At 69.3% G+C, this 19,396-nt stretch carries 23 protein-coding genes; 22 read left to right on the forward strand and 1 reads right to left on the reverse strand.

Going from position 1 to position 19,396, the window contains the following annotated elements; genetic code table 11:
- Both VNR91_RS10125 and VNR91_RS10130 read left to right on the forward strand, forming a co-directional pair.
- Positions 1-239: FHIPEP family type III secretion protein (locus VNR91_RS10125; RefSeq protein WP_325490643.1), on the forward strand; the 239-nt coding region annotated here is incomplete at its 5' end.
- A complete protein-coding gene (locus tag VNR91_RS10130; protein WP_325490644.1) occupies positions 236-991 on the forward strand; it encodes a FliA/WhiG family RNA polymerase sigma factor in 756 nt (251 codons plus the stop codon). The genes VNR91_RS10125 and VNR91_RS10130, both read left to right, overlap by 4 nt.
- Positions 992-1,240: 249 nt before the next feature.
- Here VNR91_RS10130 and VNR91_RS10135 read toward each other — a convergent pair whose 3' ends face one another.
- On the reverse strand, positions 1,241-2,056 hold the full coding sequence (locus VNR91_RS10135; protein ID WP_325490645.1) for a flagellin: 816 nt from the start codon (positions 2,054-2,056) through the stop codon (positions 1,241-1,243).
- Between the two features lie 305 nt (positions 2,057-2,361).
- On the opposite strand from VNR91_RS10135, the gene VNR91_RS10140 reads away from it, so the two are divergent.
- The 20 genes from VNR91_RS10140 (at position 2,362) to VNR91_RS10235 (ending at position 19,365) form a co-directional block, all read left to right on the forward strand.
- Positions 2,362-3,627: a sigma-54 interaction domain-containing protein gene (locus VNR91_RS10140; protein ID WP_325490646.1), complete on the forward strand. Its 1,266-nt coding sequence runs from the start codon at positions 2,362-2,364 to the stop codon at positions 3,625-3,627.
- Positions 3,624-3,989 (forward strand): flagellar hook-basal body complex protein FliE, encoded by a 366-nt coding sequence (gene fliE, locus VNR91_RS10145; protein ID WP_325490647.1) that lies wholly within the window; start codon positions 3,624-3,626, stop codon positions 3,987-3,989. The genes VNR91_RS10140 and fliE overlap by 4 nt, the downstream gene beginning before the upstream one ends.
- Before the next feature lie 3 nt (positions 3,990-3,992).
- Complete coding sequence (fliF, locus tag VNR91_RS10150; RefSeq protein WP_325490648.1) at positions 3,993-5,687, forward strand: flagellar basal-body MS-ring/collar protein FliF; 1,695 nt, start codon at positions 3,993-3,995, stop codon at positions 5,685-5,687.
- A complete protein-coding gene (fliG, locus tag VNR91_RS10155; RefSeq protein ID WP_325490649.1) occupies positions 5,684-6,691 on the forward strand; it encodes a flagellar motor switch protein FliG in 1,008 nt (335 codons plus the stop codon). Before fliF ends, fliG begins: the two co-directional genes overlap by 4 nt.
- Positions 6,684-7,448 carry a FliH/SctL family protein gene (locus VNR91_RS10160; protein WP_325490650.1) on the forward strand — a complete coding sequence of 255 codons (765 nt, stop codon included), beginning with the start codon at positions 6,684-6,686 and terminating at the stop codon, positions 7,446-7,448. Before fliG ends, VNR91_RS10160 begins: the two co-directional genes overlap by 8 nt.
- A 10-nt stretch (positions 7,449-7,458) precedes the next feature.
- Positions 7,459-8,790, forward strand: coding sequence for a FliI/YscN family ATPase (locus VNR91_RS10165; RefSeq protein WP_325490651.1), 1,332 nt, complete (start codon positions 7,459-7,461; stop codon positions 8,788-8,790).
- Between the two features lies 1 nt (position 8,791).
- Positions 8,792-9,223: a hypothetical protein gene (locus VNR91_RS10170; protein ID WP_325490652.1), complete on the forward strand. Its 432-nt coding sequence runs from the start codon at positions 8,792-8,794 to the stop codon at positions 9,221-9,223.
- Positions 9,224-9,259: 36 nt separating this feature from the next.
- Positions 9,260-11,050 carry a flagellar hook-length control protein FliK gene (locus tag VNR91_RS10175; protein WP_325490653.1) on the forward strand — a complete coding sequence of 597 codons (1,791 nt, stop codon included), beginning with the start codon at positions 9,260-9,262 and terminating at the stop codon, positions 11,048-11,050.
- A gap of 18 nt (positions 11,051-11,068) precedes the next feature.
- On the forward strand, positions 11,069-11,689 hold the full coding sequence (locus VNR91_RS10180; protein ID WP_325490654.1) for a flagellar basal body-associated FliL family protein: 621 nt from the start codon (positions 11,069-11,071) through the stop codon (positions 11,687-11,689).
- Between the two features lie 30 nt (positions 11,690-11,719).
- Positions 11,720-12,652: a flagellar motor switch protein FliM gene (locus VNR91_RS10185; protein ID WP_325490655.1), complete on the forward strand. Its 933-nt coding sequence runs from the start codon at positions 11,720-11,722 to the stop codon at positions 12,650-12,652.
- Positions 12,649-12,948, forward strand: coding sequence for a flagellar motor switch protein FliN (gene fliN / locus VNR91_RS10190; protein ID WP_325490656.1), 300 nt, complete (start codon positions 12,649-12,651; stop codon positions 12,946-12,948). Before VNR91_RS10185 ends, fliN begins: the two co-directional genes overlap by 4 nt.
- Positions 12,945-13,208 carry a flagellar biosynthetic protein FliO gene (locus VNR91_RS10195; protein WP_325490657.1) on the forward strand — a complete coding sequence of 88 codons (264 nt, stop codon included), beginning with the start codon at positions 12,945-12,947 and terminating at the stop codon, positions 13,206-13,208. The genes fliN and VNR91_RS10195 overlap by 4 nt, the downstream gene beginning before the upstream one ends.
- Positions 13,209-13,285: 77 nt before the next feature.
- Positions 13,286-14,041 carry a flagellar type III secretion system pore protein FliP gene (fliP, locus tag VNR91_RS10200; RefSeq protein ID WP_325490735.1) on the forward strand — a complete coding sequence of 252 codons (756 nt, stop codon included), beginning with the start codon at positions 13,286-13,288 and terminating at the stop codon, positions 14,039-14,041.
- A gap of 126 nt (positions 14,042-14,167) precedes the next feature.
- The gene (gene fliQ / locus VNR91_RS10205; RefSeq protein ID WP_325490658.1) at positions 14,168-14,437 is read left to right on the forward strand and encodes a flagellar biosynthesis protein FliQ; all 270 of its coding nucleotides are present in this window, start codon (positions 14,168-14,170) and stop codon (positions 14,435-14,437) included.
- 6 nt (positions 14,438-14,443) lie between these two features.
- Positions 14,444-15,214 (forward strand): flagellar biosynthetic protein FliR, encoded by a 771-nt coding sequence (gene fliR / locus VNR91_RS10210; protein ID WP_325490659.1) that lies wholly within the window; start codon positions 14,444-14,446, stop codon positions 15,212-15,214.
- Entirely contained in the window at positions 15,214-16,344 is a 1,131-nt protein-coding gene (locus VNR91_RS10215) for a flagellar type III secretion system protein FlhB (protein ID WP_325490660.1), read from the forward strand. The genes fliR and VNR91_RS10215 overlap by 1 nt, the downstream gene beginning before the upstream one ends.
- Before the next feature lie 44 nt (positions 16,345-16,388).
- Positions 16,389-17,765, forward strand: coding sequence for a flagellar filament capping protein FliD (fliD, locus tag VNR91_RS10220; RefSeq protein ID WP_325490661.1), 1,377 nt, complete (start codon positions 16,389-16,391; stop codon positions 17,763-17,765).
- Positions 17,766-17,771: 6 nt separating this feature from the next.
- Positions 17,772-18,167 (forward strand): flagellar protein FliS, encoded by a 396-nt coding sequence (locus VNR91_RS10225; protein ID WP_325490662.1) that lies wholly within the window; start codon positions 17,772-17,774, stop codon positions 18,165-18,167.
- A 52-nt stretch (positions 18,168-18,219) separates the two neighbouring features.
- Positions 18,220-18,756, forward strand: coding sequence for an NADPH-dependent FMN reductase (locus VNR91_RS10230; protein ID WP_325490663.1), 537 nt, complete (start codon positions 18,220-18,222; stop codon positions 18,754-18,756).
- Positions 18,757-18,792: 36 nt separating this feature from the next.
- Positions 18,793-19,365 carry a response regulator gene (locus VNR91_RS10235; protein ID WP_325490664.1) on the forward strand — a complete coding sequence of 191 codons (573 nt, stop codon included), beginning with the start codon at positions 18,793-18,795 and terminating at the stop codon, positions 19,363-19,365.
- Positions 19,366-19,396 lie beyond the last annotated feature (31 nt).

Raw genomic sequence — 19,396 nt, forward strand, 5'->3', positions numbered from 1 at the left:
CGATCGAGCCCGATCTCGGCCGGCGCATCGTCGACGCGATGCAGCGCGCCGCCCAGCCGCTCATGGCGGAAGCCAAGCCGTTCGCGCTGGTCGTCCAGCCGGCGATCCGCGTCGCGATGCGCAAACTGGTGCGATCGGTGCTGCCTGACACGCCGGTGATGAGCTTCTTTGAAGTGCCCGAGGACAAGTCGGTCGAGGTGATCGCGGTGATCGGCGCGCCGGAGGCGCTGGCGGCATGAGCTTTCATTCCCGCATCCAGCCCGATCCCGGCCAGCCGCTCACCTATGCGCGGACGGCGACACCCGGCGGACGCGACGTCGAGGCGCTGGTGCGCAAGCATCTGCCGCTGGTCCGCCGCATCGCCTGGCACGTCCATGGCAGCATGAGCACGATCGTCGATATCGAGGATCTGGTCCAGATCGGACTGGTCGCGCTGGTCGAGGCGGTCGGCGCGTTCGAGGATCGCGGCGCCGTGACGTTCGAGCAATATCTGCTGACGCGGCTGCGCGGCAGCATGATCGACGAGCTGCGTCGCCAGGCGACGTTGACCCGCGGCGCGATGCGCCGCCGCCGTGCCTATCAGGAGACCGTCGCCGCGCTGACAGAGGCGACCGGCCGTACGCCGTTCGATGCCGATGTGGCGGAGAAGCTGGGCGTGACGGTGGAAAAGCTGCGCACCGATTATGTGACGGCGGAGGCGATCCGCTTCGATTCGATCGACGACGTCTATGCGGACGACGCGCCCTGGTTCATGTCCGACGAGCCGTCGGCGTTCGACCAGCTCGCCGAAGCCGGACAGCGCGACGCGCTGATCGCCGCGATCATGGAGCTGCCCGAGCGCGAGGCGCAGGTGATCCAGCTCTATTATGTCGAGGAATTGAACCTCGAGGAGATTGGCCAGGTGATCGGCGTCGGCGCCGCGCGCGTATGCCAGATCAAGGCCGCTGCGCATGGCCGGCTGAAGAAGGCGCTGGCCCGCCGACTGGGGTAACGCGCTCCCGCTCCCATTTCCGTTCGTGCTGAGCTTGTCGAAGCACCGTCCTTCTTCTTCCGGCGAAAAGAAGGACGGTGCTTCGACAAGCTCAGCACGAACGGGGAAGGGATCCGGCCCTTCACCCCGTCCCCACAGGAAAAGCCCCGGCGGTCGCGTGACCGCCGGGGCTTTTCCGTGTGCGTGAACTCCGGTCGGTGGCCCGGCGCCGATGAAGGGGGGCGGCGCCGGGGGAGACCGGGGTTTCGCTTAGCGCAGCAGCTGCAGGACGGTCTGCTGGCTCTGGTTCGCCTGGGCGAGCATCGCGGTGGATGCCTGCGACAGGATCTGCGACTTGGCGAGCGCCGCGGTCTCCGACGAGAAGTCGGCGTCCTCGATGCGGCTGCGCGCGTCGGTCAGGTTGGTGACGTTGTTGGTCAGGTTGTTGACCACCGATTGCAGGCGATTCTGCGACGCGCCCAGGTTGGCGCGGGCGGTGTTGACCGTGTCGAGCGCGGTGTCGACCGTGCCCAGCGCGGCATCGGCGTTGGTGTCGCTGTCGACCCCGACGCCGGAGATGCCGAGCGAGATCGCGCCGAAGCTCAGCGAGACGGTGTCGCCGCTGTTGGCGCCGGTCTGGATCGCGACCGATCCGCTGGTGCCGGCGGTGCCGTCGAACAGCTTGACGCCGTTGAACTCGCTGTCGCTGATGATGCTGGCGATCTGGTCCTTCAGCTGCGTCACTTCGGCGTTCAGGTTGGTGCGGTCGCCCGCATCATAGGTGCCCGAAGCCGACTGCACCGCCAGCTCGCGGATGCGCTGCAGCATGTTGGTGACTTCTTCCAGCGCGCCTTCGGCGGTCTGCGCCATCGAGATGCCGTCGTTGGCGTTGCGGATCGCCTGGTTCATGCCGCGCACCTGCGAGGTCATCGACGAGGCGATGGCGAGGCCGGCGGCGTCGTCCTTGGCCGAGTTGATGCGCTTGCCGGTCGAAAGGCGCTGCATCGCCGTGTTGAGGCCGTCGTTCGCGCGGGTCGACGCATTCGCGGCGCGCAGCGAAGCAATATTGGTACCGATGACAGTCATGTCTTGTCTCCGTTCAAAGCCGGCGTCCCCGTCATCCCCCCAGTTCCGGGAGCCCGAGCCGCCACAAGGGGTAACGGCCGGCCGCGCGCGGGATTAAGCAGTTTCGCTCAGCATCTTTGCGCGGCCGGTTTGCGCCGCCGGGCGGGGGGTGCGGGCGTCCGCTGCGGGGCGGCCACCCCTTGCCGCGCCCGCGTGGCCGCGCCCGCGTGCCTATACGCGCCCGGAAAGATTATGCCGGTTTGCCGGCAAGCTTTACGCGACGTTAACCATCCCGGCCGCATCCCGTCATCAACACGGGGGTTCACATGGTTTCACTCTTTCCTTCGGCGGCGGTGCTTCGGCAGAAATATGCCCTGGTTTCCGGTCTGCGCGCCCAGGGCTTCGATATCGGATCGTTCGAGACCGGACGTCCGACGCCGGGCGACCTGTTCCTGATCGCGGAGGGTGAGACGCCCCCGGTCGCCGGTCGAACGCTGATCGCCGGCGAGGGCCCGCTGCACGCGGTGCCGTTCCGCGACGGCAATCCGGCGCGGCTGAGCTATACCCAGGACGACGCCGCGCTGGGCGCCGGTTTCGCCACCGCGATGCTGCGGCCGGGCGCGCCGGTCGCCGCCGATCCCGAGAGCCTGGCGCTGTACGCACTCGCCGAACGGATCGCCCAGTCGGACATCACCGTCCTCATCAACGGCCCGACCGGCACCGGCAAGGAAGTGCTGGCGCGCGCGATCCATAATGGCTCGCCGCGCGCCGATGGGCCGTTCATCGCGATCAACTGCGCCGCGCTGCCCGAATCGATGCTCGAAGCGATGCTGTTCGGCCACGTGAAGGGCTCGTTCACCGGCGCGTCGTCGGGCGGGCAGGGGTTCTTCCGCGCCGCGCACGGCGGCACGCTGCTGCTCGACGAGGTCGCCGAGATGCCGATCGGCCTTCAGGCAAAGCTGCTGCGCGCGCTCCAGGAGCGCGAGGTGGTGCCGATCGGCGCGACCGAGGCCGAAAAGGTCGATGTCCGCGTCATCGCCTGCGCCAATCGCGATCTTCAGGGCGAGGTCGCCGCCGGGCGGTTCCGCGCCGATCTCTACTATCGCCTGTCGGTGTTTCCGCTGGCCACCCGCGCCCTCGCCGAGCGTCGCGGGGACATCCCCGCGCTCGCCGCGGCGATGATCGTCCGCCACGCCGGCGAGCGGCCGGCACTGCCGTGGCTGAGCGACGATGCGCTGGCGATGCTGATCCGCCACGATTGGCCGGGCAACGTCCGCGAGCTGGAAAACGTCGTCCAGCGCGCGCTGCTGTTGGCGCAGGGCGAGCGGATCGAGGCGCACGACACCATCTTCGATCGTCCCGCCACACCCGCGCCGGTGATGCAGAGCGACGAGCCCGCGACGCTGGGAAAGGTGGTGCAGATGAGCGAATTCGCCGCGATCCGCGAGACGCTGGCCGCGTGCGGCGGCAGCCGGATCGAGACCGCGCGGCGGCTGGGCATTTCCGAACGCACGCTGCGCTATCGTCTGGCCAAGGCGCGTGAGCAGGGTGACGACATCGACGTCAACGCCAACCGGGCGATCTCGGCATGAGCGGCGTCGGCGGTGTCGGCGGCGCGATGGGCGTCGACCGGGTGATGGAACTGCGCGCGCAGATTCTCGAACGCAACGCCGCGCTGTCGCGTGCCAACGCGGCGGCGTCCGCGCCCGCCGGTGGCGCGGCACCGGCGGGACCGGCCAGCTTCACCGACACGTTCACCGATGCGTTGAAGTCGGTCAACGAAAGCCAGTCGAAGGCGGGCGCGCTGTCCGCCGCCTACGAGCGCGGCGAAACCATCGACATCGCCAAGGTGATGCTCGCCCGCCAGGAAGCGTCCGTCGGGTTCGAGGCGACGCTTCAGGTCCGCAACAAGCTCCTTGCCGCGTACAAGGACATCATGAGCATGCCGGTATAATCCATGGCTACCCAACTCGCTCCCGTGCCGCAGCCCGGCAATCCACTTGCCGGCCGCTTCGCCAATCCGCTGAAGCAGGTCACCGGCCTGCTCGGCCAGCCGGCGGTCAAGCGGTCGCTGCCGCTGATCTTCATGGTCGGCCTGGTGCTGGCCGCCGCGCTCGCCTGGTCGATGCTGCGCCAGCCGCCGCAAAAGGTGCTGTTCCCCAACCTCGCCGACAGCGACAAGGCGGCGGTGGTGCAGGCGCTCAAGACCGCCAGCATCGATGCCGATGTCGATGACAGCGGGTCGGTGACCGTCGCCGAGGATGACTACCACAAGGCGCGCATGCTTCTGGCGAGCCAGGATCTGCCCAAGTCGGCGCCGGGCGGCTATGCGCTGCTCGATCAGCTGCCGATGGGCGTGTCGCGCGCGGTAGAGGGCGAACGGCTGCGTCAGGCGCGTGAGACCGAACTGGCGAAATCGATCGAGGAGATCGACACCGTCGCCGATGCGCGCGTCCACCTCGCCACGCCGGAATCGACCGTGTTCGTCCGCGATCGGGCGGCGCCCAGCGCCAGCGTGATCGTCAAGCTCCAGTCGGGCCGTTCGCTTGCGGATTCGCAGGTCCGCTCGATCGTCAATCTCGTCGCCTCGTCGGTGCCGGGTATGAAGCCGGATGCGGTGACGATCGTCGACCAGATGGGCACGCTGCTCAGCAAGCCGGGCGCCGGTGCATCGAGCACCGAGGCGGGCGATGCGCGCATCGCGTTCCAGCGCCAGGTCGAGGACAAGGTCCGCGCGCAGATTAGCCAGCTGCTCACCCCGCTGCTGGGCGTCGGCAACTTCACCGCGGAAGTGCAGGCCGACGTCGATCTCGACGAGACCCAGGCGACGCGCGAAAGCTATGAGAAACAGGGTGCGGTGCGCGCCGAACAGGGCAATTGGACCGGCAACCAGCCGGCCAGCGCGCTCACCCCGCCCGGCGGCATTCCCGGCGCGCTGTCGAACACGCCGCCCGCCCCCGCCACGCTGGCGCTGGCCCAGGGCCAGCAGCCCGCGCCCAACGCGCCCGGCACGTCGCCGGCGACGCCGGCCGGCCCGGTCACCGACGCGATGAAGCAGACGGACAGCTATGCCCGCGCCTATGATCTGGGCAAGGAAGTGTCGGTCACCCGCGCCGCGCCCGGCGGGATCAAGCGGCTGTCGGTCGCGGTGCTGCTGCGCGAGCCGGACAAGGGCCGCCGCACCGCGCTGGAGATCCAGCAGATCACCGGGCTGGTGCAGGCCGCGGTCGGCTATACCGCCACCCGCAACGATCAGGTGACGGTGCTGTCGAAGAAATTCTCCGGTGGCGACGATGCCGCGCCGGCCCCCGCCTGGTATCAGGCGGAATGGCTGCCGATGGTGCTGCGCAACGTGACCGCGGTGGTGATCGCGCTGCTGGTGCTGCTGCTGGGCGTCCGTCCGCTGGCCAGGGGGCTGATGAAGAAGCGCGAAGACGCCGTCGCCGGTCCGCGCCTCGCCTTTGCCAATCCCGATGCACAGTCGGGCGCCGACAGCCCGGTAGACGCCGGTGGACCGGTGACGGTCGAGATGCTCGACAACGCGCGCGGCTACGACGACCGTGTCGGGCTGGTGCGCGGCTTCACCCGCGAGAACCCGACCCGCGCGGCGCTGGCGGTGCGCGACATGATCAAGTCGGAGGGCGCACAGTGAACGCGATCACCCGGATCTACACCGGCGTCGAACGCGCGGCGGTGCTGATGATGCTGGTCGGCGAGGACGAGGCCGCGGCCATCCTCCAGAAGCTCGACCCCGAAGAAGTACGCCAGCTCGGCAAGGCGATGTTCGCGGTGGCCGACGTCAGCGAGAACGAGGTCGACGTCGTGCTCGACGATTTCGTTTCCCGCGCTCGCGAGCGGACCGCGATCGGATTCGATCCGCGTCCGAAGATCGAGACGATGATGACCCGCGCGCTTGGGCCGGACAAGGCCGACAGCGTGCTGTCGCGCATCACCCCGCCGGAGGCGGCGGGGCAGATCGACCTGCTCGACTGGCTCGACGCCGGGGAGATCGCCGGACTGATCGAGAACGAGCATCCGCAGATCGCCGCCGTGCTGATCGCCAACCTCGATCCATCGGTCGCCGCGCAGGTGCTCGAAATCCTGCCCGAGCACATCCAGCCCGAGGTGGTGCACCGCATCGCCAAGCTCGAGCCGGTCTCGCCCGAGGCGCTCGATACGCTGCGGTCGATGCTGTCCAGCCGGGTCGGCAGCGCCGGCGCGCCCGCCGGCGTCCAGCTCGGCGGCACGCGCGAGGCGGCGAGGATCATGCAGAGCGCACGCAAGATCACCGAGGCGCGGGTGATGCCAAAGCTGGCCAAGATCGACCGCGAGGTTGCCCGCGCGATCGAGGAAGCGATGTTCGTGTTCGACAATCTGCTCGAACTCGATGACAAGAACCTGGGCATTCTCATCCGCAACATCGACGTCGACACGCTCACCCGCGCGCTCAAGGGCGTCGACGAAAGCGTGCGCGGCCGGTTCCTCGGCTGCATGTCGAGCCGCGCCGCCGACGGCATCCGCGACGAGATGGAATCGCGCGGGCCGATGCGGCTGTCCGAAGTGCTGGAGGCGCAAAAGGCGATCATCGCGATCGCGCGCAGCCTGGCCAAGGACGGCACGATCATCATGGGCGGCGGAGAGGACGACTATGTCTGATTTTCGCGCCGGCTTCGCCAGCCGGCATGACGCGGCGGCGGCGATCCTGAGCGCCGCCTTCGCTCTGCCCGCCGGGTTCGAGGCGATCGACCCGCGTGAGCGTATCGCCGGGGTCCGCCGTCCGAAGTCGTTCAAGCCGCAGCCGGAACAGGCGAACGGCCCGCGCCATTTCACCCCGCTCGATCCCGACAGCGACCCGACCGAAGGCTGGGATCCACTCGATCCCGAAAGCGGCCTGACCGGCGACGACCGCACGGCCGATGCCGGAGGCTTCATCGATCCGATCGCCGCCGCGCGTGAGGCTGGCAATGCCGAGGGCTTCGCCGCCGGGCTGGCGCATGCCGCCGCCGAGGCCGGCCGCGACCGCGCGCTGATCGACGCGATCGGCGAGGCGCTGGGCAAGGGCGAGAGGTTCGATCGCGAACGGATTGCGCGCGATCTGCGCCAGACGGTGCTGCTGCTGGTGTCGCGCATGGTGGGGGAGGCCGGCGTATCGGCCGATCTGCTCGCCAGCCGGGTCGAGGCGGCGGTCGACATGCTTGCCGACGCGGCCGAATCGATGCTGCTCCGGCTGAACCCCGCCGACGTGGCGCTGGTCGACGGCCGCCTGCCCGGCACGTTGTTTCCGGTCGCCGATCCGGCGATCGCGCGCGGCAGCTTCGTGCTCGAAAGCGCCTCGACCATCGTCGAGGACGGCCCCGGCCAGTGGCTGGAACAACTGAGCGGCGCGATCGACCGCGCGGCGATGCCGAAGTGACCTTCGCCGCATGATGAACGCCTTCACCACCGACTATCTCGGCAATCTCGCGCTCCGGGATTTCCACCCGCAACCGCGCGTTTCCGGGCGGCTGTCATCGTGCGACGGGCTGCTGATGGAGGCGGTCGGACTGTCACTGCCGGTCGGCACGGTCTGCGCGGTCGGCACCGAGGGCGATCGTCGGGTCGAGGCTGAGGTGATCGGCTTTCGCGGCGGAAAGACGCTGCTGATGAACCTGGGCGGCCCCGCGCCGCTGCTCCCCAACGCGCCGGTGCGCCCGGTCGGCCCCGCCGGCGAGGCGGAGGTCGGCGCGGCGCTGCTCGGCCGCGTCGTCGACGGCGCCGGCAAGCCGATCGACGGGCTTGGCCCGGTGCGCGGCGCGACGCATTGGCCGCTGGCGGGCAAGCTCCAGTCGCCGCTCGATCGCGGCCGCGTGCTCGAACCGCTCGACGTCGGCGTGCGCGCGATCAACGGTCTGCTGACGATCGGCCAGGGCCAGCGCATCGGCATCATGGCCGGCTCCGGCGTCGGCAAGTCGGTGCTGCTCGGCATGATCGTCCGCGCGGCCGAGGCCGACGTCGTCGTCGTCGGGCTGATCGGCGAGCGCAGCCGCGAGGTCGCCGACTTCCTGGAAACCAAGGTCGCCGGCGATGCGCGCAGCCGATCGGTGGTGGTCGCGGTCCCCGCCAACCATTCGCCGGTGCTGCGTATCCGCGGCGCGCTGCGCGCCACCGCCATCGCCGAAGCCTTTCGCGCCGAGGGCAAGAAGGTGCTGCTGATCATGGATTCGCTCACCCGCGTCGCCCATGCCGGGCGTGAGATAGGGCTGGCGCTGGGCGAGCCGGCGTCGGCGCGCGGCTATCCGCCCTCGGCCATCGCGATGCTGCCCAGCCTGATCGAGCGCGCCGGCACCGACGTCCATTCGGGCGGGTCGATCACCGCGATCTATACCGTGCTGGCGGACGGCGACGACGGCAACGATCCGGTGGTCGATTCGGCGCGGTCGATCCTCGACGGGCATATCGTGCTCAACCGCGCGCTGGCCGAGCGCGGCGTCTATCCCGCGATCGACATCGGGCCGTCGGTCAGCCGGGTGATGACCGACATCGTCGCGCGCGAACAGACCCACGCCGCGCGGGTGCTGCGCCGCCACCTCGCAACGTATGAGGAGAATCGCGATCTGGTGCTGATGGGCGCCTATCGCCCCGGCGCCGATCCCGCGATCGACGCGGCGATCGCCTATCATCCGGCGGTGATGGACTACGTTCGCCAAGACGCCGACGCCATCGTCGGGCTGGAGGAAGCGGTGACCGAGCTGGTCGGCGTGTTCGGGGACGGCTGAAATGGCGACGGCGCGCTCGCCCCAGCGGCTGCAACGTCTGCTCCGCGTCCGCACGCTCCAGCTTGGGCAGGTTCAGGCGCAGGAGATCGCGGCGACCGCCAAGCTCGACAGCGAGGCGGCGTTACGTGCGCGCATCGGCCAGCTCGTGTCGAGCGTCGCGCCCCGCGAGGCAGAGGCGGGCTTCGCCGCCAGCCTCGCCGCCGCCGCCTATTATCGCGACCGGCTGCACGCTTCCGCCGTTGCCGCCGAAGCGCGGGTCGAGGCCGCCGAGGCCGGGGTCGCCCGCGCGCAGGCCGCCACGCGTGAGGCGCGTCGCGACCAGTCGGCGATCGAGAAGCTGATCGCCCGTGCCCAGACCGAGGAGGCGATCCGCGCACTGCGCGCGCTGGAGGAACCGCCCGTCGTCCGCAAAAACCGGCACGCTCCTTGCTGATACCGCTGGCGAAGCTTCGCCAGACGGGATTGACGCATGATCCAGCTTACGACCCTGCTTGCCCCCGGACCGATCGACGTGTCCCGGCCGGCCGGGTCAACTCCGCAGATTTCCGCCGATTTCGCGATGGCGCTGGCCCGGTTCCTGGGGTCGCTGAGCCCGGCGCCGGCGACCGCCCCCGCGTCTGGCGGCGGCGTGACCGTGGCGGCACCCGAACGGCAGGCACTTGCCGCGCCCGGCAATCCGTTGCCGGTGGCGGCGATGCCGGATGCCGCGCTGGTGGCGACGGGGATCCCCGCCGATCCTGATCCGGCGTCGGTCCCGCTGCCGTTGGCGCTGGTCGCGGCGGCCGAGGATCAGGCGGAGGTCACAGCGGAGAAATCCGGCCCGGCCCCCGCCGAACCCGCCATCCGTACCCCGGCGCGGTCGCGCGCCCGCGCCCGGAGCGCGCCTGCCCCCGTAGCCGCACAGCCTGCTGTCGATACGGTCGAGGTATCCGCCCTGTCTCCCTCACGCGACGACGCCCCTGCGCGCCCAGCGCCCAGGAACCGCCGCGCGCCGGTGGAGGATGGGCCACAGCCCGCGGTCGTCGTATCGCCGCCGCCGCCTCTCGCCACGTCGGTCGCAGCCTCGATGGCGTTGCCGCGCGCGCGCACCGGGGCCGCGACCGGCCCGGCCGTGCCGCCATCGCCGATCACATCGACCGCTCAGGTCGAGGCGAAGTCCGCTGATCCGGCGACGACCACCACTGCATCGGTCACTCCAGCCACAGTCGAGCGTCCGGCGGCGGCACCCGTCGTCGCGCGACACGCACCGGAAGGGGCACCGCAGCCGGCCGGCGCTGCCGAACCGGCGCTCCCGCCCGAACGTCCGGCCACGGTGGCGCCGACCCCGGTGGCGATCGCGTCCCAGCCGGTGCCCGCGTCGGTTCCCGCAGCGTCGGCGGATGCGGCAGGCGTCGCCACGCCGCCCGGGCCTGGCCAGTCGATTTCACCACCGGTCGCCGAACCCACGATTCGCGCGAGCTTCGTCCGTGCGGGTCCCGCGCCGGCCGTTGTCCCGACCGTTGCTGTCACGCCCTCCGCTGACCCGGTCGTCATCCCTGCCGAAACGCCGCGCATCGCGCCGGCCGCGGTTGATGCCGCGCGCGCGCCCTCCGTGCGTGCTGAACCCGTTGCGCAGCCGGTCGTCGCCGCTCCGTCACCCGCGATGATCGCCGCACCGTCGGTCCAGCCGGCGGTGCAGGCCTTTGCCGCCGCGATGTTCGCCGCCGAACGCGTCGCGCCGGCGCGACGCGACGATAGCGCCGGCGATGCGGCGTCCGCTTTTGCGCTGCCGGGCCTCGCGGCGCCCGCCGGCGCGACGACGCCGCTCGCCGTCCACGCCCCGGCCCAGACCCAGGGCGCGCCGCTCGACACCCGCCGCGACGACTGGATGAACCAGATGATCGAACGGATCGAGATGGTCCGCGACGAGGGCGGCACGCGGGAGACTCGCATCCGCCTCGCACCCGACGCGCTGGGGCAGGTCGATGTCAGGATCCGCCACGACGGCGAATCGGTCCGCGTCCACCTGACCGCCGATACCCAGGCGGCCCGCACGCTGATCGCCGATGCCGCGCCGCGCCTGGCCGAGCTGGCCGAGAGCCGCGGGCTCAAGCTGGCCGGCGGTAGTGCCGATTCTGGCCAGGGACAGGGACAGGCGCAGGCCCAGACCCAGTCCGGCACCCGCGATCCGCGCCAGCCGCAGTCCCCCGGCCGCACCCCGGCACCCGCATCACGCGCGGACGCCACCGCGACCGACTCCGACGACATCCGTATTGCCTGAACACGAAAGGACTGAATGATGAGCGACAAGGCCGAAGCGGCCCCCAAGAAGAAGGGCGGCATCCTGAAACTGCTGATGATCGGTGGTGGCCTGATCGTGCTGGTCGGCGGCGGGGTCGGCGCGGGGCTCTATGCCTCGTCGAGCGGCCTGGTCGGCGGCGGCCCCGGCGCCGCGCGCGACACCGGCCCGCGCCTGGTCCCCGCATCCGAGCAGAAGCGCGCATCGGCGGCCGGTGAGGGTGGCGGCCACGGCGAGGGCGGCGGCGAAAGCGCCGGCGGCTCGCACGGCAGCGCTCCTCCGCCCGGCGAAGGCGGCGATCGCTACGCCTCCAACTATTACGCGATGGACAAGGAATTCACCGCCAATCTCAAGGAAAGCGTGCATTTCGTCCAGGTCGGCATCGCGGTGTCGACGCCCTATGACGATACCGTCATCGACAATCTCAAGACGCATGAGATCGCCGTCCGTTCGGCGGTGCTGATGGAGCTTGGCAACACCGATGAGGAGACGGTGTTCACCGAAGCGGGCAAGATCGGGATCCAGAAGCGGGTCGCCGCGTCGATCAACCGCGTTCTGAAGGAAAAATCGGGCTTCGGCGGGATTAGTAACGTCTACTTTACCAATTTCGTTGTTCAGTGACCGGGCATGGTTAACAGGACGGCAACCACGATGGACTCGGAACGGCGCGGGCGCGATCGCCCGACGGCGGAGCATGCGCCGTCGCTGGGGGCCGCCAATCTCAATCCGTTCGGCGATCTGCACACCGTCCAGCATCTGTCGGCGCGGCTGGCGCGGACGCTGCGTGGCGTGTTCGAGCCGGTGCTGCGCAGCCACGTCCGCGCCTGGGCCGAGCCGCTGGTCGTCCAGCGGTTCGCCGATTACGCCGCCGAACGCCCCAACGTCCTCACCGCGTGGCTGCCGCTGGCGATGACGCCGGGCAGCGCCCGCGCGCTGATCGTGCTCGACGGCGGTTTCGTGCTCGAGGCGCTCGATCTCTATTTCGGCGGCGCCGGCGATCGGCCCAAGCCGCTGCCCGGCGAGTTCACCCCGGCGGCGGAGGCGATGATCGTCCGCATCGGCCAGATGATCGCCGAACCGCTGACCAGCGCGTGGGAGCCGCTGGCGCGCCTTGGTTTCGCGCCCGGCCATCCCGAGGCGAGCTCGGCGATGATCCAGGGCGTCGACGGCGACGATGCGATGGTGGTGACCCGTTTCGGGGTCGCGGCGGGGGACAGCGCGCCGGTGTTCGTCGATATCGTCTATCCGGTCGCCGCGCTGAAGCCGTTCGCCCCCACGCTCACCGGCAAGCTGGTCCATGGCCACGCCACCGCGGTCGCGCCGAAATGGCAGGCCGGCCTGACCCGCGCCGCGATGAGCGTCCGCTTTCCGGTCCGCTCGGTGCTGGCCGAGCCGGTGATATCGCTCGCGCAGCTCATGGAGCTGAAGGTCGGCGACGTCGTGCCGGTCAATTTCGGCGCCGAAGTGCCGATCATGGTCAGCAACGATCGTCTCGGCACCGGCCTGGTCGGCACCTCCAACGGTCGCGCCGCCATTCGCATCACCCAACTTAATCGTCTCGACGAAGAGGACGCAGACCAATGAACGACATGTCCGGCGGAGCCCCGGTCGACGCATCGGTGGCCGCCAATTTCCGGCTGCTCCAGGACGTCGACGTCAAGCTGACGGTCGAGATCGGATCGACCTCGCTCACCCTGCGCGAACTGCTCGCGCTGGGCGAATCGAGCGTGATCGAGCTTGATCGCCACGCCAACGAACTGCTGGACGTGCTGGTCAACGGCACGCTGATCGGGCGCGGCGAAGTGGTCACCGTCGGCGACAAGTTCGGCGTGCGGATGACCGAACTGGTCAGCCCCGATAAGCGGGCGTCGCGCCAATGATGTGGGGGTATATCCTCAAGCTGGTCGTGTTGCTGCCGCTCGTCTGCGGCCTGCTGATCGGCTGCCTCTACCTGTGGCGCCGGCTGGAAGCGCGGATGCCCGGCAACCAGGGCGAGCGGCTGCTCAAGGTGCGTGAGACGATGATGATCTCCCCCGGCCTGCGCTTGGCGGTGCTCGATTTCGAGGGCAATCGCCTGCTCGTCTCGGTCGGCCGCGGCGGCGTCAACCTGATCGACAAGGCACCGGGCCAACAGCCGTGACCATCAATGATTTCCTGCCCAGCACCCGGAGCAATTCGGGCCGGACGTTCCGCGCGCTGATCGTCGTGCTGGCGATCATGACGGCGGCGCTGATCGCCTTCCCGGCCTTTGCGCAGGGCCTGCCCCCGGTTCCGGCCCCGGTCGCGCCGGGCGTCGGCGACGCGGTCGATCGCGCGCTGGGCGATCTCGGCGGCGGCAACGCCCCGCTCAGCCTGTCGCTGCAGATCCTCATCATCATGGGGCTGCTCACGGTCCTGCCCAGCATCCTGCTGATGATGACCAGCTTCACCCGGATCGTGATCGTGCTGGCGATCCTGCGCCAGGCGATGGGGCTCCAGCAATCACCGCCCAATCAGGTGCTGATCGGGCTGGCGCTGTTCCTCAGCTTCTTCGTGATGTCGCCGGTGATCTCGGACATCAACACCCAGGCGATCCAGCCCTATTCCGAAGGCAGGATCGGCGCGACCCAGATGATCGAGACGGCCGGAAAGCCGCTCCACGCCTTCATGGTCAAGCAGACGCGGGTCAAGGACGTGACGATGTTCGCCGGCATGGCGAAGAGCGGCCCGTATGCCGATACCGCCGACGTGCCGTTCTCGGTGCTGCTGCCCGCGTTCGTCACCAGCGAGCTGAAGACCGCGTTCCAGATCGGCTTCCTCATCTTCCTGCCGTTCATCGTCATCGATCTCGTCGTGGCCACGGTGCTGATGTCGTTGGGCATGATGATGCTCAGTCCACAGATCATATCCCTGCCGTTCAAGCTGCTGCTGTTCGTGCTGGTCGACGGCTGGGCGCTGACGATGGGCAGCCTCGCCAATAGTTTCGTGAGTTGAGGCTCGTGATTCCTCCACAACCGTTCGTGCTGAGCTTGTCGAAGCACCGCCCTTCTTTTGCGCGCGCCGGTTTGAAGAAGGACGGCCCTTCGACAAGCTCAGGGCGAACGGGGCGGGACTCCTGACATGGACGCCGACTATTTCCTGACCGTCGCGCGGGAGGCGATGTGGGTGCTGGCGCTGGCTGCCGCGCCGATCCTGATCCCGGCGCTGCTGTCGGGCCTGATCCTCGGCATGATCCAGGCGGCGACGTCGATCAACGAGCAGACGTTGAGCTTCGTGCCCAAGCTGATCGTGGTCGCGGTGTCGCTGGTGGTGTTCGGCGCGATGATCCTCGGGCTGCTGAGCGACTTCACCGTCAGCATCTTCGAACGCATCCCGGATCTGGTGAAATAGCCGGTGATGGGCTTCGGCCTCGCGATCGAGCCGCAGCTGTGGACGCTGCTGTTCTGCATGGTGCGCGTCGGCGCGGCGTTCGTCGCTGCGCCGGTGTTCAGCGCGGTCGCGGTGCCGCTGCCCGTACGGATCACGCTGGCCGGGGCGATCGGCGTGCTGGTGATGAACGTCACCCCCATCCACGCCCCCGAACATATCTTCGCCATCACCACCTTCCTGGCGATCGCGGCGGAGCTGCTGGTCGGCCTCGCGCTCGGCTTCGTGCTCCAGATCGCCTTCGCCGCGCCGCTGGTCGCAGGCGAACTGATCGGCGCGTCGATGGGCATCGGCTTCGCCAACCAGATCGATCCGCAACACGGCACCTCCACCCCCGCGCTCGGCAATTTCCTGTCGATCCTGCTGACGCTGCTGTTCCTGTCGGTCGACGGCCATCTCGTGCTCGTCGATCTGGTGGTGCGCAGCTATGAGGCGCTGCCGCCCGGTGCGGAGTGGCTGGCGCCGGCGCGGCTGATGAACATCGCGATGTTCGGCGGCTATGCGATGCTCGCCGGGCTGCTGCTCGCCCTGCCGGTCGGCTTCCTGCTGCTGTGTCTCAACCTCGTCGTCGGCATGCTGTCGCGCTCGGCGCCGGCGCTCAATCTGTTCGCGGTCGGGCTGCCGGCCAGCCTTGCGGTCGGCGTGATCGCGCTGTTCATCGCATTGCCGGTGATGGGCGATTACATGCAGGTCATCATCCGCGAGGGTCTCGACATGGCCGCCAAGCTGGTGCTCGGCTGATGTCGGATAACGAACGGACGGAAGCCCCAACACCCAAGCGCCTGCAAAAGGCGCGGGATGAGGGCGATGTCCTGCGCAGCCGCGAATTCGCGTCGGCGCTGGTGATCCTGATCGGCTGCGGCTGGATGGTGTTCTTCGGCCCCGGCCTGCTGGCGGCGTGCCGTCACGTGATGACCGCCAGCTTCTCGTTCGGCCGCGACGACGTCGAGCATTTCGAGCCGTTCCGCCCGCTGGCGGAGGCGGGGTGGACGCTGGCGCCGTCGATGGGCGTGCTGTTCGCGGTGGCGGTGGCGGCGGCGATCCTCAGCCAGGCGGGGCTGGGCGCGCTGACCTTCAATCCCAAGAACCTCGGCTTCAAGCCGAACAAGCTCAACCCGGCCAAGGGTCTCAAGCGGATCTTCGGCGCCAACGGCTGGATCGAACTGGTCAAGTCGCTGCTCAAGGTGGTGCTGCTGGGGTCGATCGGCGTGTGGATGCTATGGCGCACCGCGCACGGATCGATGGGGCTGGTCTCGACCGACCTCAATCGCGCGCTGGGCACGCTCGGCGACAGTTTCCTGACCCTGCTGTTCGCGATGGCGGGCGGGCTGGTGGTGATCGCCGGCATCGACGTGCCGGTCCAGGCGATCCGCCGGATGAAGAACCTCAAGATGAGCCATCAGGAGATCAAGGACGAGCACAAGGAGAGCGAAGGCTCGCCCGAGGTCAAGTCCGCGATCCGCGCCCGCCAGCGCGAGATCCTCAAGCGCAATTTCCGCAAGGCGGTGGCGGAGGCGCATGTCGTGCTGACCAACCCGACCCATTTCGCCGTGGCGCTGCGCTATGACCGGTTCAACGATCAGGTGCCGGTGGTGGTCGCCAAGGGCCGCGGCGACACCGCGCTGGCGATCCGCGAACTGGCGGCGGAGATGGCGGTGCCGGTGCTCGAATATCCGACGCTGGCCCGCGCGGTCTATTACACCAGCAAGGAAGGGCAGGAGGTCCGCGACGATCTCTATCTGGCGATCGCGACGGTGCTGGCGTTCGTGTTCGGCCTCAATGCCGAAGCGGGCGGCACGCAGCCCAACGTCGCCGTGCCGGAGACCGCGCGCTTCGATGAAAACGGGCGGAAAAACCCCACGATCCACTAAATTTCCGCCGCGCGCGGTCGCTCTATTCCTAGAGGGAGACGGTGATGGTCGATTCGATTGCCAAGACGCTCGGCGCCGGATCGGGCATCGACATCCAGGCGCTGGTGACGTCGCTGGTCGACGCGCAATATGCCAGCAAGACCCAGCTCTACGACAAGCGCGATGAGACGCTGACCGCACAGGTCTCCGCCGTGTCGCAACTCAAGAGCGGTATCACCGGCTTCAACACCGCCTTGCAGTCGCTGGTGCGCGGTGGCTCACTGTCGACCCAGCCGACCAGCGCCAACACCGGCATCGTCCAGGTCAGCGCAATCGCCGGGGCCAAGGTCGGCACGGTGTCGAGCAGCGTCGAGGTGCGCGCGCTGGCGTCGGCGCAGGTCGCCAACACCGCCGTGGCGCTGCCCGCCGGCGCGCATGTCGGCACCGGCACGCTGCAATTCGCCTTCGCCGACGGCACCAGCGTCGCCCCGATCGCGATCGGGGCCGGCGACGCGACGCTGTCCGGCATCGCGGCCAAAATCAACGCCGCCGGCATCGGCGTCACCGCGTCGGTGGTGAGCGACGTCAACGGCGAGCGGCTGGTGATGAAGGGCGCGAGCGGCGAGGCCAAGGCGTTCACCGTCACCGCGACCGAAACCGCCGGCGATGAAGGGCTGGCCGCGCTCAACGTCGGCAATGGTGCCACGGGCACCCAGATTTCCACCGCCGCCGCCGACGCGCGCGTCGCGATCGACGGCGTCGAGGTGCGGCGCGCGACCAACACGATCACCGATCTGATCCCCGGCGTGCGGCTCGATCTGCAATCGGCGGCGGTCGGTACGCGGGTAGCGATCGGCAGCACGCCGTCCACCGCCGCGCTCAACCAGGCGGTCAACGACGTCGTCGCCACCTACAACGAATTGTACGCGATGCTGAAGGAAGCGACCGACCCGGTGAACGGCGCGCTCGCGCACGATCCGGCCGCGCGTACCATGCTGACCCAGCTGCGCCAGATGACCACATCCAACCTGACCGGCAAGACCGATGGCAGCCCGGCCAGCCTGGCGTCGATCGGCGTTGTCACCAACCGCGACGGCACATTGAGCGTCGATGCGGCCAAGCTGACCGCCCAGCTCGCCAAGGCGCCTGACGCGATCGAGGCGATGTTCTCCGATCCCGGCAACGGCACCGGCCTGTCGTCGGCGCTCAACAAGATCACCATTGCGGTCACCAGCTCGAAAACCGGATTGGGCGCCGCGGCGACCCGCTACGCCAAGGCGCAGAGCGCGCTGGCCGAGGCCAAGGACAAGCTGGCCGACGCCGAGGAGCAGACCCGCACCCGGCTGACCCAGCAGTTCGGTAACATGGATGCGCGGGTCGCGGCCTATAAGAGCACCCAGGCGTTTCTGGAGCAGCAGATCGCCGTGTGGAACGCGCAGTAAGCGAAGATGCGCTACGCCACCGCCTTTGCCCGTCCCGACGCCACCTATCGCGCGATCGACCTTGCCGGCCGCACCGGCGGCGAGGATCCGGCGGGCCTGGTCGCGCTGCTCTATACCGAGGCGTCGCGGGCGCTGCGCACCGCCGCCTGGGCGGCCGAAAATCGCCGCTTCGACGTCAAGAGCGAGCGGGTGACCCGCGCCCTGTCGATCCTGTTCGCGCTGGAAGGTGGGCTGGACTTCGATCGTGGCGGCGAAGTGTCGAAGACGCTGGCCCGAGTCTATCAGGGCGCGCGCACCGAGCTGGTCGAGGCGAGCCTCGGCACCGATTCGCGCCGTTTCGTCACGATCGCCGAGACGATCGACGAGATCGCCGCCGCGTGGGAAACCGCGCGCCGATCGTGACGGCGTCGAGCGCGCTGGCGAACCGCGGCGGCTTCGACTATCCGGGCGTGGCATGAGCCAGCCACATATCGTCGCTCTGGGGGGCACCACCCGCACCGAATCCTCGACCGGCCGCACGCTGGCGGCGGCGCTGCGCATCGCCGAAGGGCTGGGCGCGCGCACCACGCTGCTGACCGGCGACGCGATCGATTTCCCCAACTATGATCCGGCGGGCAACGCCGCCGGCGACCAGGTCGACCGGTTTCTGGCGGCGCTGCGCGACGCCGACGGCATCATCCTGGGGTCGCCGGGCTATCACGGCACCTTTTCCGGGCTGGTCAAGAACGCGCTCGACCATGTCGAGCTGATGGCCAACGACGAGCGCCCCTATTTCACCGGGATGCCGGTCGGCCAGATCGCGATCGCGGCGGGCTGGCAGGCGGCGGTGTCGACGCTCACCGGGCTGCGGACGATCACCCACGCGCTGCGCGGCTGGCCGACTCCGCTGGGGGTGGCGATCAACTCGATCGAACCCGATTCGATCGCGCGCGCGGAACCGCAGATCGCGCTGATGGTCGGCCAGATGCTCGATTTCCTGTCGCGGCGTTAACCAGATCGTGAGCCCCCGGCGCTATATGCCGGGGCGATGGAGATTTCGCGCACCCGCACGATCCTGGCGGTCGATGACAGCCGGACCAACCTCAACGTGCTCGGTGCGCGGCTGGGGCGGCTGGGCTATCTGATGATGCTGTCGGGCAGCGGGCGCGAGGCGCTTGATCTGATCGCGGCGCGCGGCATCGACCTTGTCCTGCTCGACATGGTGATGCCCGATGTCAGCGGGCTCGACGTGCTCACCGACGTGCGCGCCACCCCGGAAACCGCCGAACTGCCGATCATCATGGTCACCAGCCGCAGCGAGCCGCAGGCGGCGGTCGAGGCGCTGGCCGCCGGCGCCGACGACTGGATCGCCAAGCCGTTCGCGTTCGAGGTGCTCGCCGCGCGGATCGAACGCACGCTCGAGCGGTCGCGCCGGCTGGGCGAGCTCAAGCGGGCCAACGCTGCGCTCGACGCCCGCATCGCCGCGCGCGCGATCGAGCTGGGCGAAATGCGCGCCGAACTGGCATCGAGCCAGGCCGACCGCAGCCGCCTGATCGCCTCGATCCACGCGCTGCACGGCGAGATCGACCGGCTGAGCCCAGGGTCGATTCGGCGGGGCTGAACCCGCATCCACGTCCGCAGATCAAGTCTTC

Origin of the sequence: Sphingomonas sp., from assembly GCF_035555815.1 — a bacterium.
In the GTDB taxonomy this organism is placed as follows: domain Bacteria; phylum Pseudomonadota; class Alphaproteobacteria; order Sphingomonadales; family Sphingomonadaceae; genus Sphingomonas.

Excerpts from the sequence above, each read along its gene's own strand:
- fliR (WP_325490659.1), top strand. The coding sequence starts at position 14,444 with ATGGGCTTCGGCCTCGCGATCGAGCCGCAGCTGTGGACGCTGCTGTTC.
- fliF (WP_325490648.1), top strand. The coding sequence starts at position 3,993 with ATGGCTACCCAACTCGCTCCCGTGCCGCAGCCCGGCAATCCACTTGCC.
- VNR91_RS10195 (WP_325490657.1), top strand. The coding sequence starts at position 12,945 with ATGATGTGGGGGTATATCCTCAAGCTGGTCGTGTTGCTGCCGCTCGTC.
- VNR91_RS10140 (WP_325490646.1), top strand. The coding sequence starts at position 2,362 with ATGGTTTCACTCTTTCCTTCGGCGGCGGTGCTTCGGCAGAAATATGCC.
- VNR91_RS10180 (WP_325490654.1), top strand. The coding sequence starts at position 11,069 with ATGAGCGACAAGGCCGAAGCGGCCCCCAAGAAGAAGGGCGGCATCCTG.
- fliD (WP_325490661.1), top strand. The coding sequence starts at position 16,389 with ATGGTCGATTCGATTGCCAAGACGCTCGGCGCCGGATCGGGCATCGAC.
- VNR91_RS10130 (WP_325490644.1), top strand. The coding sequence starts at position 236 with ATGAGCTTTCATTCCCGCATCCAGCCCGATCCCGGCCAGCCGCTCACC.
- fliP (WP_325490735.1), top strand. The coding sequence starts at position 13,286 with ATGACGGCGGCGCTGATCGCCTTCCCGGCCTTTGCGCAGGGCCTGCCC.
- VNR91_RS10160 (WP_325490650.1), top strand. The coding sequence starts at position 6,684 with ATGTCTGATTTTCGCGCCGGCTTCGCCAGCCGGCATGACGCGGCGGCG.
- VNR91_RS10235 (WP_325490664.1), top strand. The coding sequence starts at position 18,793 with ATGGAGATTTCGCGCACCCGCACGATCCTGGCGGTCGATGACAGCCGG.
- VNR91_RS10215 (WP_325490660.1), top strand. The coding sequence starts at position 15,214 with ATGTCGGATAACGAACGGACGGAAGCCCCAACACCCAAGCGCCTGCAA.
- VNR91_RS10175 (WP_325490653.1), top strand. The coding sequence starts at position 9,260 with ATGATCCAGCTTACGACCCTGCTTGCCCCCGGACCGATCGACGTGTCC.
- fliE (WP_325490647.1), top strand. The coding sequence starts at position 3,624 with ATGAGCGGCGTCGGCGGTGTCGGCGGCGCGATGGGCGTCGACCGGGTG.
- VNR91_RS10170 (WP_325490652.1), top strand. The coding sequence starts at position 8,792 with ATGGCGACGGCGCGCTCGCCCCAGCGGCTGCAACGTCTGCTCCGCGTC.
- VNR91_RS10185 (WP_325490655.1), top strand. The coding sequence starts at position 11,720 with ATGGACTCGGAACGGCGCGGGCGCGATCGCCCGACGGCGGAGCATGCG.
- VNR91_RS10230 (WP_325490663.1), top strand. The coding sequence starts at position 18,220 with ATGAGCCAGCCACATATCGTCGCTCTGGGGGGCACCACCCGCACCGAA.
- VNR91_RS10165 (WP_325490651.1), top strand. The coding sequence starts at position 7,459 with ATGATGAACGCCTTCACCACCGACTATCTCGGCAATCTCGCGCTCCGG.
- VNR91_RS10225 (WP_325490662.1), top strand. The coding sequence starts at position 17,772 with ATGCGCTACGCCACCGCCTTTGCCCGTCCCGACGCCACCTATCGCGCG.
- fliQ (WP_325490658.1), top strand. The coding sequence starts at position 14,168 with ATGGACGCCGACTATTTCCTGACCGTCGCGCGGGAGGCGATGTGGGTG.
- VNR91_RS10135 (WP_325490645.1), bottom strand. The coding sequence starts at position 2,056 with ATGACTGTCATCGGTACCAATATTGCTTCGCTGCGCGCCGCGAATGCG.
- fliN (WP_325490656.1), top strand. The coding sequence starts at position 12,649 with ATGAACGACATGTCCGGCGGAGCCCCGGTCGACGCATCGGTGGCCGCC.